This is a genomic window from Paenirhodobacter sp. (assembly GCF_041916475.1).
GTDB lineage: Bacteria > Pseudomonadota > Alphaproteobacteria > Rhodobacterales > Rhodobacteraceae > Rhodobacter.
On record NZ_JAYRZN010000034.1, the window covers coordinates 24,198 to 38,479 of the forward strand.

Below are 14,282 nucleotides of genomic sequence, written 5' to 3' on the forward strand. Positions count from 1 at the left end.
ACTTTCACATTTCGCGCGGTTTTTTGGCCAATCCGGCGCGGCCTCCGGAAAATATCGTAAAAACCAATGGTTACGATCTGTGGCCGCGCTGGCGGCGCAGCTCTGCCAGCAGCGTCGCGAGCTCCGCAGGCGGGATCGGCTTGGTGATCACCCCGGCCTGCAAGGCCCGCGCCCGGGTGCGCAGTTCCTCGGAGCGATCGGCGGTCACGATCCAGGCCGGCACCGGCCCGAGCTGCCCGCGCAGCGCACCCAGCCCCTCCAGCCCGTCCATCCCCTCGCCCAGCTGATAATCGACCAGACACAGATCCGGCTCGATTCCCGTGGCCTCGATCAGCTCCAGCGCCTCCTCGACCGAGGGTACATCGAGCACCGTGGCCCGCCATTTCTCCAGCAGTTGCACCATGGCCCCGGCGAGTTCGGCATCGTTCTCCACCAAGAGCACCAGGAACTCGCTTTCCTCCGAGCCGAATTCCTCGATCAGCGGCAGCCCCGGGTCGGGGTGCGGCATCTGCCCGGCGGCGCGCGGCAGCCGGATCGCGAAGGTGGAGCCCCTGCCCCGGCACGAGCGCAGCGCGAGCGGATGGCCGAGCAGCGCCGCCGCCCGGTCCACGATCGCGAGCCCGAGCCCCATCCCCTCGGAGGCCGAGGCATGGGCATTCACCCGGTGGAATTCGCGGAAGATCAGCTCCTGGTCCTCATCGTCGATCCCGGGCCCGGAATCGCGCACCTCGACGAGGATCTGCGCCCCGCGCGGCCGCGCCGCCACCAGGATGCAGCCCGCCTCGGTATAGCGCACCGCATTCGACACCAGGTTCTGCAGGATCCGGCGCAGGTAGGTCCGGTCCGAGAGCACCGTGGCCTCCGTCGGGCGGATCCGCAGCCGCAGGCCCTTGCGCGCGGCCATCGGCGCGAATTCATCCTCCAGCGCGCGGAACATCGGCCCGAGTGCCACCGGCCCGACCGCCACCGCCGCCCGCCCCGATTCGAGCCGCGAGATATCCAGCAGCGCCCCCAGAATGCCCTCGACCGAGCCAAGCGCGCCCTGCACCTTGTCGAGCGTCACCCGTGCCGTGGCGCTCAGCGCATCATCGGCGAGCGAGGCCAGATAGAGCTTCGCGGCCGACAGGGGCTGCAGCAGGTCGTGGCTCGCGGCAGCGACGAAGCGCGAGCGCGAGGCATTGGCCCGCTCCGCCCGCGCCAGCGCATCCTCGAGCTCCAGCGTGCGCTCCATCACCCGCGCCTCCAGCGTCTCGTTCGCCCGCGACAGCGCCTGCATCGCCGCCCGCTCCGCCGTCACATCGCTCAGCGAGAGCACGAAGCCGCCGTCGGGCAGCTCCTGCGCGAAAATCTCATAGACCTGCCCGCCATCGCGGCTGACCTCCATCTGGAACTGGTCGCGCCGCCGCACCCGCCGCACCCAATCCGCCAGCCGGTAGGCCGAGAGCCCGTTCGGGAAGATGAACTGATCGCGCACCTGCTCCAGCAGCATGTCGAAATGCATCCCCTGCCGCAGCCGCGTGAGCGGAAGCGTCAGGAATTCCGCCAGCCGCCCGTTCCAGGACAGAAGCTCCAGCCGCGCATCGAACACGCAGACGCCGAGCTTCAGATGCTCCAGCGTGGCGCGCAGGATCTCGGCCTGATCATCGAGGATCCGGCCGCGCTCCGCCCGTTCGCGCCGGATCAGGTCGGTCACCTCCGTCTGCAGGATCACCGTGCCGCCGTCCTGCGTGCGATGCTCCGAGACCTGAACCCAGCGGTCATCGCCCATGCGCTGCGTGAGGATGAAATGGTGGCTCTGATGGCGGGCCTCGCGCATGGCGATCCAGTCCGCGGGCGTCATCCCCTCCGGCATGCCCAGATGCCGCGATCCGGCCGCGATGCGCAGATACTCCGAAAACCGCAGGCCCGGCTTCAGATGGGTACGCACATCGGGCAAAAGCGCATTGAACCGCGAATTGCACATCACCAGAAGGTCACGCGAATCAAACAGCGCAAAGCCCTCCTGCACGGTCTCGATCGCGGCGTTCAGGTTCTGCCGGGCGGATTCGTTCTCGCGGTGCGCCTCGGCCAGCTGCGCATTCGACACGTTCAGCAGGTCGAGCGCGCGCTCCAGCTCCTGCGTGCGCGCGCGCACCTGATCCTCCAGCATCGCCGCGCGCTGGAACTGCGCATAGGCGGTGCCGCGGTCGTCTTCGGGCGCCTCGGCATGGCGGATCAGCGCGGCGGCAATGGCGCGCAGCTTCTCGTTCTGCCGCTCCAGGCTGTCATCGGGGCTGATCAGCGATTGCGCGAGCCCTGCATGGCGGTTCATGGCGTCACCCCGGCGGGATAGAAGGCAAGCCCGGTCATCGTCTGGTTCACATGCATCGCGCCGAACTGTTCGCCATAGGTGGAAAAGCCGGTGACATGGTGGCGCACGAGGATATCCGACACATCGCGCGTGCGCTGCCGCCCGGTGGCATCGATGCGGCGAAACAGGCAGTCGAAGCCCAGAATCGCCGCCGGCGCGCCATTGCGCCCGAGGGCTGCGAGCTCCTGCTGCAAATGGCTCGCCATATCGCCCGGGCGCGCGATGGTCAGCACCAGCCCCTCCGCCACCGCCGAGAAGAACAGCAGCGCCCCATCGGGCTGGATCCCCTGGATCGCGCGCACATGGTGCCGCCCGCCCGCCCGCACCAGCACCGGATGCGCGGCAAAGACGAAGGGGGTGAGCATATCCGGCGCCACGCCCAGAAGCCGGGCATATTCCTGCGCGGCAGGCTCGTCGTTGATGCGCAGCACGAGGCGGCGGGCAGGGTCGGCCTGGGTCACGACCATGCAATCCTCGGTCGGGTGCAGGTTGTCGAGCGAGAACGGCCGCACCGCGCCTTGGCTGCGCAGCAAGATCAGCACCGCCGCATTCGACAACACCCGCCCATCCGCATGCAGGAACGTGTGGCGGAACTGCCCGCCATCGGCCGCAGACCCGCCCACCATCGGAACCGCCCCGAGCGCCCCCGAGAGCGCCGCCGCCAGCCAGTCCTCCTGCCCCGAGAGCCCGTCCACCAGCAGCACCGCCGATTCATGCGCCAGATGCCCCGCGCGCAGCGACAGGTTCTGCCGCGCGCGCAGCAGCTCGGCAATCACCTCGCGCGGGTCGAGCCGGTCCAGCCCCTCCAGCACCAGCATTTCCGTATCGAACGTCGCCGCAGGCAGGGCGAAGGCCGCCACCTGGCCCTCGTCATAGCCATTGCCGGTGATTTCGCCCGCCGTGGTGCAGCCGCAGATCATGGTGCGCGGAAAGGCCAGCTGCGCCTGGGCGCAGATATGCGCGAGATCCGCATCCGCGGTGACGAAGATGCAGATATGCGCAAAGGGGCCGGGCCCCAGCTGCCGGGCCAGGCGCTCCGCCGCATCGGGCAGATCCGCCGGCACCGAAGCCGCGCGCGGGCTGTCGCTGAATGTCATGGTGTCCTCCCGGAGGGGAGACTAGCGCGCCGCCCCGCCCTCGGGCAATGCCGCCGTTGCCTGCGCCTCGCGCGCCAGCAGCACGGCCTGGGTGCGGCTGCACACGCCGAGCTTGCGCATGATCGCCGTCACATGCGCCTTCACCGTGGTTTCGGCGATCGAGAGGTCATAGGCGATCTGCTTGTTCATCTTGCCCGCGCAGATCTGCTCGAGGATGTTGGCCTGCTGGCGTGTGAGCTGGCTCAGGCGCCGGATCGCCTCGTCTTGCTGGCTGGGCGGCGCCTTCAGCGCCTCGGCCGAGCTTTCGGGCACGAAGACGTCGCCGCGCGCGATCGCGGCCAGCGCCTGGCGGAACAGGTCCCGCTGAGAATGCTTCGGCACATAGCCCGCTGCCCCGGCGATCACTGCGGCGCGTACCACGCGCGGATCATCCACCGACGAAACCACCAGAACCGGAATATCGGGCGCGGTCTGGCGAAGCTGCATCAGCCCTTCCAGCCCGTTCACATCCGGCAGGTTCAGATCGAGCACGATGATATCGGGCCGCGCCCCGTCCCCGAGCGCCGACAGCGCCCCCGCAAGCCGATCCGCCTGCGCGATGCGGTCAATCCCCGTCACCGCCTGCAGCGTCATCCCGAGCGCATCGCAGAAAAGCGGATGATCGTCCACGATCAGCGCCGCGCGAAACTCCTTGCGATCCGGTCGGGGGGCGGTCAGGGTCATAATGCCGTCCTGTGAAATGCGCACGTTCCTCGGGCCAGACTAGCAAGCCGCGTGAACCGCCGCATACTGTCCTTAAGTAGGAGCGGGCCTTAAGCAGGCGCGGCCTCAAGCGGGCGTGTGCCCTCAGGCCGGGCGGCGCTCAGTCCGGCGCGCAGTCACAGCCCTTCAGGCGGTGGTCCATCCGCACCGATGGCTGGTCGCAGCCGGCTTCACCCACGATCCGCGCGGGCACGCCCGCCACCGTCTTGCAGCGCGGCACATCGGCCAGCACCACCGAGCCCGCGGCGATGCGGCTGTTGTCGCCCACATGGATGTTGCCCAGAACCTTCGCGCCCGCCCCGATCAGCACGCCATTGCCGATCTTGGGGTGCCGGTCCTGCTCCTCCTTGCCGGTTCCGCCAAGCGTGACCGAATGCAGCATGGAGACATTGTCGCCCACAACGGCGGTTTCGCCGATGACGATGGAATGGGCATGGTCGATCATGACGCCCTTGCCGATCCGCGCCGCCGGATGGATATCGACGCCGAACACCTCCGATGTCCGCATCTGCACGAAATAGGAGAGGTCGCGCCGCCCCGTCGTCCAGAGGTGATGCGCGATCCGGTAGGCCTGCAGCGCCTGATAGCCCTTGAAGAACAGGATCGGCTGCAGGAAGCGGTGGCAGGCCGGGTCGCGCTCGAAGACCGCGACCAGATCGGCGCGCGCGGCAATGCCGAGCTCCGGGTCGCTGCCATAGGCCTGATCAGCGATCTCGCGCAGGATCTGCTCGCTCATCTCGCCCGAGGAGAGCTTCAGCGAGAACCGGTAGGCCAGCGCGCGCTCCATCGTCGGGTGGTGCAGCAGGCCCGCATGGATCAGCGCTCCCAGCAGCGGCTCGTCGCGCACCGCCTCCAGAGCCTCGGCACAGATCCGGCTCCAGACCGGATCGACTGCGCTGACCTTTGCACGAATTTCGCCCATATGACGGACCTCCAGACTTCAGGCTGGGAGACTAGCACAGGGCGGGGGCGAAGCCTAGGGCACCGGCGGGAGGATTGTGCCGCGCGCAACCCGGGCTCACGCATCTGTCACGCGGCAGGCCGCCCGCGCCACCGCATTCGCACCTGACAGTGATCCGGCGACGTGATAATGGGCGTTCGATCCCGTTCTGGATGGAAGGTCAAGATGACTACCTATTTCAAGAAATCCCTTGCCGCGACGATGGCGCTGGTGCTGGCGGCCTCGGTGGCCCAGGCGCAGGACAGCGCGACGCCTGCCCCGGCCGCCCCCGATGCGGCGGCGCCCACAGCCCCGGCCGCCCCCCAGACCGCCGCTCCCGATGCGGCCACCCCCGCGAACGGCCCCGGCGCGCCCTATATCGCCAAGACCATCGACGACTGGAGCCTGCAGTGCTTCAAGGCGCAGGATGGCGGCAAGGATCCGTGCCAGATGTACCAGCTGATGAAGGACGGCACCGGCAACGCCATCGCCGATATCTCGATGGTCGCACTTCCGGCGGGCGGCAAGGCTGCGGCGGGCGCCACGATCATGACCCCGCTCGAAACCCTGCTGACCGCGAACCTGCAGCTCTCGATCGACGGCGCGCAGCCGAAGGTCTATCCGTTCACCTTCTGCGCCCCGCCCGGCTGCTTCGCCCGGATCGGCCTGACCGCGGATGAGCTCGCGACCTTCAAGAAGGGCAAGCAGGTCACCGTGACCATCGTCCCGGTCTCCACCCCGAACAAGCCGGTCTCGGTGACCATGTCGCTGAAGGGCTTCACCTCGGCCTTCGACGAAGTGACGAAGAACAACGCCGATCTGAAGCTGAAGTAAGATCGCCGGAACGCAAAATGCCGCCCTTCGGGGCGGCATTTTCATGCGTGCTCAGCGCCCGAGCACCAGCACCGCATTCAGCCCGCCGAAGGCGAAGGCATTCGAAAGCGCAACCCGCACATCGGCCGCGCGCGCGGTATTCGGCACCACATCGAGCGGGCAATCCGGATCGGGCGCGGTGAAGCCCGCCGTGGGCGCGATCACGCCTTCGCGCAGCGCGAGCAGGCAGGCCAGCAGCTCGATCGCCCCGGTGGCGCCGATGCAATGCCCGTGCAGGGCCTTGGTGGAAGAGACCGGCGGCGGCTCCGCGAAAACGGTGCGGATGGCGGTGGCCTCGGTGCGGTCGTTGGCGGCGGTGCCGGTGCCATGGGCGTTGATATAGCCCACCGCTTCGGGCGCGATCCGCGCATCCTCCAGCGCACCGCGGATCGCCCGCGCAGCCCCTTCGGCCGAGGGCATGACGATATCGCCCGCATCCGAGGTCATGCAGAAGCCCAGCACCTCGGCCAGAATATCCGCCCCGCGCGCCAGCGCCGCATCGCGCTCTTCCAGAACGAACACCGCCGCGCCCTCGCCCTGCACCATCCCGTTGCGCCCGAGGCTGAACGGGCGGCAGCCATCGGGCGACATCACCCGCAGCCCTTCCCAGGCCTTCAGCCCGCCGAAATTCAGCATCGCCTCCGCCCCGCCCGCGAGCATCCCGTCGGCCATGCCCGCGCGGATCATCTGGAACGCGAGGCCGATGGCGTGGTTGGAGCTCGCGCAGGCCGTGGCCACGGAGAACACCGGCCCGGTCAGCCCGAAGCGCATCGAGATATGCGAGGCGGCGGCATTGTTCATCAGCCGCGGCACGGTGAAGGGATGCACGCGGTTGCGGCCCTCGGCATAGACGGCGCGATAGGCGTCGTTCACCGTGCCGTTGCCGCCGCCCGCGGTGCCGATCACCGAGCCCCACCGCGGCCCGCCCGCAGGCGCCCCTGCCTGGGCCATGGCCTCCTCGGCCGCGACCAGCGCGAACTGGGTGAAACAATCGTAGAGCGAGAGCCGCGACGGATCCAGCCGCGCCTCCGGCTCCCAGCCCCGGACCTGGGCGCCGATGCGGATCTGCAGCCGCTCGACCTCCGCAAACTCCAGCGCGCCGATGGCAGAGCGCCCCTCGGCCATGGCAGCCCAGGTGCCCGCCACATCCGCCGCCAGCGCATTGACCGTGCCGGCCCCGGTGATGACGACGCGCCGCATCAGGCGACCGCCACCCCCCGCCCGGCGATCAGCCGCTCGACCGCGCGGATCACCGCGCCGACCGAGGAAATGTCGAAATCGCTCTGCTGCTGCTCGTTCGCGTTGAACGGGACCGAGACCCCGAAGGCCTCCTCGATCGCGAAGATCATCTCCACGAGGCCGAGGCTGTCGAGCCCCAGCTCTTCCAGCGTCATGTCCTGGCGCACCTGCGCCGGGTCCACCACGGCTTCGCGCGCGATGATGTTGATGATCTGCTCCTGCACGTCGGACCTCATCCAGCCGTTACTCCGTGCCCCCCTTTTCGGACAGCTTTGCAACAGTTTCGCGAAGCTCCGCCACCTGGGCGAACAATCTCGTCAACCGGCGGATGTTCTTCCAGGCGGTGACATGGGTCTCCATCTTCAGCGCCGGATAACCGAGCAGGACCGAGCCATTGGGCGCATTGGTGAAGATCTTGGTGGCGCCGCCCGCGATCACGTCATCGCCGACGAAGATATTGTCATTGACCCCCACCTGCCCGGCCAGCACCACCCGGTTGCCGATGCGGGTGGAGCCCGCGACCCCCACCTGCGAGCAGAACAGGCAGTCCTCGCCCACCTGCACGTTGTGCCCGATCATCACCAGATTGTCGATCTTGGTGCCGCGGCCGACGGTGGTGGCGCGGATCGTGCCGCGGTCGATGGTGGCATTGGCGCCGACCTCCACATCGTCACCGATCTCCACCGTGCCCAGCGAATGGATCCGGGTCCAGTGCTGCGCGCGGATCTCGTCGCGGTGGCCCAATGTCTCGCGGATCTCCTCGATGCCGGATTTCTCGGGGGTGACGAAGGAGAAGCCGTCGCCGCCGATGCTGGCGCCGGGCTGGGCAATGAAGCGATCACCGATCACCACCCGCGCCCCGATCTTCACGCCATAACAGAGCAGCACATCCGCGCCGATGCGCGCGTGCTCGGCCACCACGGCCTGCGCCGCGATGCGCGCGCGCGGGCCGATCTTCGTGCCCGGGCCGATATAGACGAAGGGGCCGATGGCCGCATCCGCGCCGATCTCGGCGCTCGGGTCGACCACCGCGTTCGGGTGGATGCCGGGCGCAATCACCGGGCCCGGGTCGAAGGCCTTCGACAGCCCCGCCATCGCGAGGCGCGGGCGCGGCACGAAGATGGCTGCCTTCAGCCCGAGCGCCCGCCAGTCCGTGCCCACGGGCACCAGCGCCGCCTGCGCCTGCCCCTGGGCCAGCACCTCCAGGTATTTCGGCGCCATCGCCAGCGCGATCTGGCGCGGCCCGGCGGCCTGCGGCTCCGCCGCACCGTCGATCGGGAGCGTCAGCTCGCCTTCGGCCTCGGCCGCAAGCGCCTGCGCAATGGTTTCGACGGTCTGCTGAGCCATGATGACCTCCTTGTCGCTTCCTCCGATCTAGTCGCTGACGGCGGTCAAATCCACCCCCGCGCGCTCCATCGCCGCCCAAAGCGCCGCATCGCGGCCATAGACATCGTCGCGATATTCGATCCGGCCGGCGCCATTGGGCCAGGCGGTGAAATAGACCAGATGCACCGGGACCGGCGGATCCAGCGTCACCACGGTTTCCTTTCCGGTTTTCAGGATATCCTGAAAATATGTCTCCGGGTCCGGCTGCTGCGGCGCCAGCAGCGCATAGGCCAGGTCGAACGGCTTCCCGATCCGGATGCAGCCATGCGAGAACGCCCGCGTCTCGCGCTGGAACAGCGCCTTCGAGGGCGTGTCGTGCAGGTAGATGTTCCACGGGTTCGGGAACAGGAACTTCACCTGGCCGAGGGCATTGTCGTCCGACGGGTCCTGCCGCATCCGGTAGGGGAAGCTGTTTTCATCATAGGCCGCGAAATCCACCGCCGAGCGCGGCACGATGCGCCCGCCACTGTCCACCAGCATGATCTGCGCCGCGGCATTCGGGTTGCGCTGCATCATCGGCAGGTATTCCCGCACCGAGATCGAGCGCGGCACATGCCAACTCGGATTGATGACGATCATCTCCATCTGATCGGAGAATTCGGGCGTGCGCCGTCCGTCCTCGTTCTGGCCCACCACTGTCACCGTATCGAAAACGGTCTCGTCGTGATCCACGATCCGGGCATGGTAATCTGTAATGTTAACCCAGACGTGCCGCTGGCCGAGATCGAGCCCGTTCATCCAGCGCAGCCGCTCCAGCGCGACCGTCACCGCGCGCAGCCGCTCCTCCACCGGCCGGTTGATCGCGGCGAGCGTCGCCGCCCCCGCGACGCCATCGGCGCTCAGGCCCATATCGGCCTGCCAGTCCCGCACCGCGCGGCGCAGGGCCGGATCATAGCCAGTGCCGGTTTCCGCGCCGAGATAGCCCATCTTCTGCAGCCGCGCGCGCAGCGCCGTCACCGCCGGGCCGCTTTCGCCCGGGTGCAGCGTCGCGCCTTCCGGCACCGGCGCGCCCCAGCCACCCGCCTGCGCCTGCCGCGCGAGCGCGGCCCGCGCCTGCAGGAGCGCGCCGTAGCGCGGATCTTGCGGGATCAGCCCGCGCAGCCAGGCCGCCGGCGCAGGGCTCGCGGCGAATTCGGCCAGCATCGCGCCCGTATCGCGGCGCGGGATCTCGCGCACGATGCCGGGGTCGACCCGCTTCGGGTTCAGCAGGCCATTGGAAATATCGCGCGCATAAAGCGCCCAGGCCCGCGCCACCCGCGCCTCCAGCAGGCCGCGCTCGCGCTCGGAGCCCGCGGCCCCGAAGGCCGCGCGCAGCGCCGCCCCGGCATAACGGCGCGCGGGAAGCCCTTGCGCAGGGGCCGCGTCCAGCGCGGCAAACAGCGCCGCGCGCCGGGGCTCGTCCGCGTCCGTGGTCCACAAAGGCGCATAACTGCGGGTGGCATAGGCCTGCAACAGGGCGGGAGAATCAGCCAGCCCTTCGCTCAACCCTTCGGCGAACGGAGACAGCGGCGCCGGATAGACGATCGGCACGATCGGCGCGGCGCGCTCCTGCGCGCGTCCCCCGCACGGAAACACCGCCGCCATCGCGGCCAAGGCCACAACACCGATTCCGTACCTGCCCGTCATGCCCGGCTCCTGCCCGCTTTTTTCTGAAGCGATTAAGGAATTTCCGCGTCATGTCCAGCGATTCAAGGCGTTTGCGCGAAATGTGATGCGCGGCCACCGCGAGCCCGGCGGACCGATGCAGCGCGGACACAGCGCCCCGCTTTCGGCAAGATCGGGCTGGACTTGGCGATTTTCGGCCGATCAGCGCGGCGTCGCGCCGCAGCGCGGGAATCGTTTGTTGGAGAAACGGAAACCCTGTGGCATAACTTCGACAGTCAGAGGTGCAGGCACGTTAAGCCGACAAACAAGACCGGCAATACGTCGACGAGGACAGGCGAACACATGATCGACTCGAAATTCTCCCGCCGCGGGCTGCTGGCAGCCTTCGCTGCGACTGCTGTGACCGCCGCGCCGTCGGCGTCCAATGCCTTCGGGTTCCTGCGTGGGGCGGGCGATGTCCGCCGCATCAAGATGTACTCCGGCCGGACCGGGGAGAGCATCGACACCGTTTACTGGATCGAGGGCGAATATGTGCCCGAGGCGCTGAAGGAAATCACCTATTTCATGCGCGACTGGCGCAACGACAAGGTGAAGGTCATCGATCCGCGTACCGTCGACATCGCCGCGGCCTCGCACCGGCTGATGGAGACCAACGAGCCCTATATGATGCTCTCGGGCTACCGCTCGCCGGAAACCAACGCGATGCTGCGCTCGCGCTCGCGCGGGGTGGCGCGCAACTCGCTGCACATGAGCGGCATGGCGGCCGATCTGCGGATGAAATCGCGCTCCGTCTCGCAGATGTTCGCGGCCGCCTCGGCGTGCAATGCGGGCGGCGTCGGGCGTTACTATGGCTCCAACTTCGTCCATATGGATTGCGGTCAGGTCCGCACCTGGCAGGGCTGAGCCCCCACCACAGCCCGGAAAAACGGCGCCGCATTCGCGGCGCTTTTTCTTTTCCGCAGCACTGCGGAGCCAGCGCACAAAAATCATGCATCTGCTCGCGAAGCCGCCACCTGGGCGCGAAAAGGGTAGATTTGGGGTGGCCGGATGCGGCGGCTCGCCTAATCTGGGCCCAGCACTTTCAGGGAAGCGGCCATGGCGATCTACGCATCCATCTATCACCTCACGCACTACAAATACGACAAGCCCGTCACCTTGGGCCCGCAGATCATCCGCCTGCGCCCGGCGCCGCATTCGCGCACCCGGGTCATTTCGCACAGCCTGCAGATTTCGCCCGGTGGCCATTTCGTGAACCACCAGCAGGATCCCTATGGCAACTGGCTGGCGCGGTTCGTTTTCCCGGAGCCGGTGACGGAACTGAAGATCGAGGTCGATCTCGTCGCCGACATGACCGTCTACAACCCGTTCGATTTCTTCGTGGAAGAAGCCGCGGAGCACTGGCCCTTCGACTATCCGCCGGAGCTGAAGGACGATCTGGTGATCTACCGCACGCCGGAGCCTGCGGGGCCGGAGCTCGCGCATCTCCTTGGCACGATCGAGCGCGGGCAGAAGCGCACCGTCGATTTCCTGGTGGAACTGAACGCGCGGATCTCGCAGCTGGTGAACTATACGATCCGGCTCGAACCCGGGGTGCAGACGCCGGAGGAAACGCTCTCGCTCGCGTCCGGGTCGTGCCGCGATTCGAGCTGGCTGCTGGTGCAGGCGCTGCGCCATCTGGGCTTTGCCGCGCGCTTCGTCTCGGGCTACCTGATCCAGCTGCGCCCCGATGTGGTCTCGCTCGATGGCCCCGCCGGCACCGACCACGATTTCACCGACCTGCACGCCTGGTGCGAGGTCTATCTGCCGGGCGCGGGATGGATCGGGCTCGACCCGACCTCGGGCCTGCTGACCGGCGAAAGCCACATCCCGCTGGCCGCGACCCCGCATTTCCGCAACGCGGCGCCCATCGTCGGCGGCTTCACCGCGCCGGGCCCGGTGCATACCGATTTCGACTTCGACATGAAGATCGCGCGCGTGGCCGAGCATCCGCGCATCACCAAGCCCTTCTCCGATGAGGCCTGGGGGCGGCTGAACGCGCTCGGCCAGAAGGTGGATGCCAGCCTGACCGCGGGCGATGTGCGCCTGACCATGGGCGGCGAGCCCACTTTCGTCTCGATTGACGATTTCCAGTCGGCCGAATGGAACACCGCCGCCGTCGGGCCGCAGAAACGCGGGCTGGCCGATACGCTGATCCGGCGGCTGCAGGGGCGGTTCGCGCCGGGCGGCTTCCTGCATTACGGGCAGGGCAAGTGGTATCCGGGCGAGAGCCTGCCGCGGTGGACCTTCTCGCTCTATTGGCGGCGCGACGGGCTGCCGGTGTGGAAGAACCCCGACCTGATCGCGAAGGAAACCCTGCCGCACAGCGCAGGCCCCGCCGAGGCGGGGCGGTTCATGGCGGCCTTCGCCGAAAATCTCGGGCTCGACGGCGGCTATGCCCAGCCTGCTTATGAGGATCCGGGCGAATGGATCCTGAAGGAAGCCAACCTGCCGCCCAATGTCAGCCCCGAGAACAGCAAGCTGAAGAACCCCGAGGACCGCGCCCGCTATGCGCGCGTATTCAGCCGCGGGCTAACCGAGCCTTCGGGCTATGTGCTGCCGCTCCAGCGCTGGTGGCAATCGGCAGACAAGCCCTCGCACTGGCGCTCCGAATTGTGGAAGCCGCGCCGGGGCCACATTTTTCTGATCCCGGGCGACAGCCCGGTGGGTTTCCGCCTGCCGCTGAACGCCCTGCCCTATATTCCGCCCGCGCAATATCCCTACAGCTACCCGGCCGACCCGACGGTGCCGGTGGCGCCGCTGCCGGATTATCAGGCGCTGATGGAAACCCGGCGCCAGCGCATCCAGGCGGAGATCGACCGGATCGCCGCCGAGGAGGCCGAGCGCGCCGAAATGCTGCCCCCCGTCAGCCCGGGCCATACGCAGGGCTACACCCAGGGGGCCGCGGAGGCGGAGCGCCAGGCGATCATGCCGCAGGACCGCGACCTGGGCGACGGCGTGGATCCGGCGGGCGGCTGGGTGCGCACCGCGATCGCGATGGAGCCGCGGGACGGGCGGCTGTGCCTGTTCATGCCGCCCTGCGATACGCTGGAGGACTATCTGGAGCTGATCGCTACGGCCGAAGCCACTGCGGCGCAGCTGAACCTGCCCATCCACATCGAGGGCTATGCGCCGCCCAATGACCCGCGCCTGAATGTGATCCGGGTGGCGCCGGATCCGGGCGTGATCGAGGTGAACATCCACCCCGCGCACAGCTGGGAGGATTGCGTCGCCACCACCGAGGCGATCTATGAAGAGGCGCGCCTCAGCCGCCTCGGCGCCGACAAGTTCATGATCGACGGGCGCCATACCGGCACTGGCGGCGGCAACCATGTCGTCGTCGGCGGCGCCACGCCGAACGACAGCCCGTTCCTGCGCCGCCCCGATGTGCTGAAATCGCTGATCCTGATCTGGCAGCGGCATCCCTGCCTCAGCTACCTGTTCTCGGGCCTGTTCATCGGCCCGACCTCGCAGGCCCCGCGCATCGACGAAGCCCGCCACGACACGCTCTATGAGCTCGAAATCGCGCTGAGCCAGATCGTGCCTCCGTGGCAGGGCATGGTGCCGCCCTCCTGGCTGGTGGACCGGCTCCTGCGCAACATGATGACCGATGTGACCGGCAACACCCACCGCGCCGAGATCTGCATCGACAAGCTCTATTCCCCCGATGGCCCCACCGGGCGGCTCGGGCTGGTGGAGTTCCGCGGCTTCGAGATGCCGCCGCATCCGCGCATGAGCCTCGCGCAGCAATTGCTGCTGCGCGCGCTGATCGCGCGCTGCTGGACGACCCCGGTGGAAGGCCGCCCCGTGCGATGGGGCACGGTCCTGCACGACCGCTTCATGCTGCCGCATTTCCTGTGGGAAGACCTGCTGAGCCTGCTCGCGGACCTGCGCATCCATGGCTTCGATTTCGACCCGGTCTGGTTCGAGGCCCAGGCCGAGTTCCGCTTCCCCTTCTGCGGCCAGATCCAGGCCGAAGGCGTGCATCTGGAGA

At 68.2% G+C, this 14,282-nt stretch carries 11 protein-coding genes; 3 read left to right on the forward strand and 8 right to left on the reverse strand.

Going from position 1 to position 14,282, the window contains the following annotated elements; genetic code table 11:
- Window positions 1–70: 70 nt before the first annotated feature.
- The 4 genes from ACOMG5_RS13890 to cysE all read right to left on the reverse strand — a co-directional run bounded on the left by ACOMG5_RS13890 (window position 71) and on the right by cysE (window position 5,131).
- Window positions 71–2,311, reverse strand: a complete 2,241-nt coding sequence (locus tag ACOMG5_RS13890; RefSeq protein ID WP_420344395.1) for a PAS-domain containing protein — start codon at window positions 2,309–2,311, stop codon at window positions 71–73.
- A complete protein-coding gene (locus ACOMG5_RS13895) occupies window positions 2,308–3,447 on the reverse strand; it encodes an FIST N-terminal domain-containing protein (protein ID WP_420344396.1) in 1,140 nt (379 codons plus the stop codon). The genes ACOMG5_RS13890 and ACOMG5_RS13895 overlap by 4 nt, the downstream gene beginning before the upstream one ends.
- A 21-nt stretch (window positions 3,448–3,468) precedes the next feature.
- Window positions 3,469–4,170: a response regulator gene (locus ACOMG5_RS13900; RefSeq protein ID WP_420344397.1), complete on the reverse strand. Its 702-nt coding sequence runs from the start codon at window positions 4,168–4,170 to the stop codon at window positions 3,469–3,471.
- 139 nt (window positions 4,171–4,309) lie between these two features.
- On the reverse strand, window positions 4,310–5,131 hold the full coding sequence (gene cysE, locus ACOMG5_RS13905) for a serine O-acetyltransferase (RefSeq protein WP_420344398.1): 822 nt from the start codon (window positions 5,129–5,131) through the stop codon (window positions 4,310–4,312).
- A 204-nt stretch (window positions 5,132–5,335) separates the two neighbouring features.
- On the opposite strand from cysE, the gene ACOMG5_RS13910 reads away from it, so the two are divergent.
- Window positions 5,336–5,983, forward strand: coding sequence for an invasion associated locus B family protein (locus ACOMG5_RS13910; RefSeq protein WP_420344399.1), 648 nt, complete (start codon window positions 5,336–5,338; stop codon window positions 5,981–5,983).
- Between the two features lie 51 nt (window positions 5,984–6,034).
- Here the strand turns inward: ACOMG5_RS13910 and ACOMG5_RS13915 are convergent, their stop codons facing one another.
- Genes ACOMG5_RS13915 through ACOMG5_RS13930 form a run of 4 tightly spaced genes read right to left on the reverse strand, consistent with a single transcriptional unit; the run spans window position 6,035 to window position 10,273 of the window.
- The gene (locus ACOMG5_RS13915) at window positions 6,035–7,222 is read right to left on the reverse strand and encodes a beta-ketoacyl-[acyl-carrier-protein] synthase family protein (protein ID WP_420344400.1); all 1,188 of its coding nucleotides are present in this window, start codon (window positions 7,220–7,222) and stop codon (window positions 6,035–6,037) included.
- Window positions 7,222–7,497: an acyl carrier protein gene (locus tag ACOMG5_RS13920; protein ID WP_420344401.1), complete on the reverse strand. Its 276-nt coding sequence runs from the start codon at window positions 7,495–7,497 to the stop codon at window positions 7,222–7,224. The genes ACOMG5_RS13915 and ACOMG5_RS13920 overlap by 1 nt, the downstream gene beginning before the upstream one ends.
- Before the next feature lie 7 nt (window positions 7,498–7,504).
- Window positions 7,505–8,608, reverse strand: coding sequence for a UDP-3-O-(3-hydroxymyristoyl)glucosamine N-acyltransferase (locus tag ACOMG5_RS13925; protein ID WP_420344402.1), 1,104 nt, complete (start codon window positions 8,606–8,608; stop codon window positions 7,505–7,507).
- A 27-nt stretch (window positions 8,609–8,635) separates the two neighbouring features.
- The gene (locus tag ACOMG5_RS13930; protein ID WP_420344403.1) at window positions 8,636–10,273 is read right to left on the reverse strand and encodes a L,D-transpeptidase family protein; all 1,638 of its coding nucleotides are present in this window, start codon (window positions 10,271–10,273) and stop codon (window positions 8,636–8,638) included.
- Window positions 10,274–10,594: 321 nt separating this feature from the next.
- Here ACOMG5_RS13930 and ACOMG5_RS13935 point away from each other — a divergent pair, with 321 nt between their 5' ends.
- Together ACOMG5_RS13935 and ACOMG5_RS13940 are read left to right on the forward strand one after the other, a co-directional pair.
- Window positions 10,595–11,155, forward strand: coding sequence for a YcbK family protein (locus ACOMG5_RS13935; RefSeq protein WP_420344404.1), 561 nt, complete (start codon window positions 10,595–10,597; stop codon window positions 11,153–11,155).
- Window positions 11,156–11,347: 192 nt separating this feature from the next.
- The coding region (locus ACOMG5_RS13940; RefSeq protein ID WP_420344405.1) for a DUF2126 domain-containing protein at window positions 11,348–14,282 on the forward strand (2,935 nt) is incomplete at its 3' end.

What these genes read in the sequence shown, in the direction of transcription:
- ACOMG5_RS13910 (WP_420344399.1), top strand. Translation starts at nt 5,336, where the DNA reads ATGACTACCTATTTCAAGAAATCCCTTGCCGCGACGATGGCGCTGGTG.
- ACOMG5_RS13925 (WP_420344402.1), bottom strand. Translation starts at nt 8,608, where the DNA reads ATGGCTCAGCAGACCGTCGAAACCATTGCGCAGGCGCTTGCGGCCGAG.
- ACOMG5_RS13930 (WP_420344403.1), bottom strand. Translation starts at nt 10,273, where the DNA reads ATGACGGGCAGGTACGGAATCGGTGTTGTGGCCTTGGCCGCGATGGCG.
- cysE (WP_420344398.1), bottom strand. Translation starts at nt 5,131, where the DNA reads ATGGGCGAAATTCGTGCAAAGGTCAGCGCAGTCGATCCGGTCTGGAGC.
- ACOMG5_RS13895 (WP_420344396.1), bottom strand. Translation starts at nt 3,447, where the DNA reads ATGACATTCAGCGACAGCCCGCGCGCGGCTTCGGTGCCGGCGGATCTG.
- ACOMG5_RS13920 (WP_420344401.1), bottom strand. Translation starts at nt 7,497, where the DNA reads ATGAGGTCCGACGTGCAGGAGCAGATCATCAACATCATCGCGCGCGAA.
- ACOMG5_RS13915 (WP_420344400.1), bottom strand. Translation starts at nt 7,222, where the DNA reads ATGCGGCGCGTCGTCATCACCGGGGCCGGCACGGTCAATGCGCTGGCG.
- ACOMG5_RS13935 (WP_420344404.1), top strand. Translation starts at nt 10,595, where the DNA reads ATGATCGACTCGAAATTCTCCCGCCGCGGGCTGCTGGCAGCCTTCGCT.
- ACOMG5_RS13890 (WP_420344395.1), bottom strand. Translation starts at nt 2,311, where the DNA reads ATGAACCGCCATGCAGGGCTCGCGCAATCGCTGATCAGCCCCGATGAC.
- ACOMG5_RS13900 (WP_420344397.1), bottom strand. Translation starts at nt 4,170, where the DNA reads ATGACCCTGACCGCCCCCCGACCGGATCGCAAGGAGTTTCGCGCGGCG.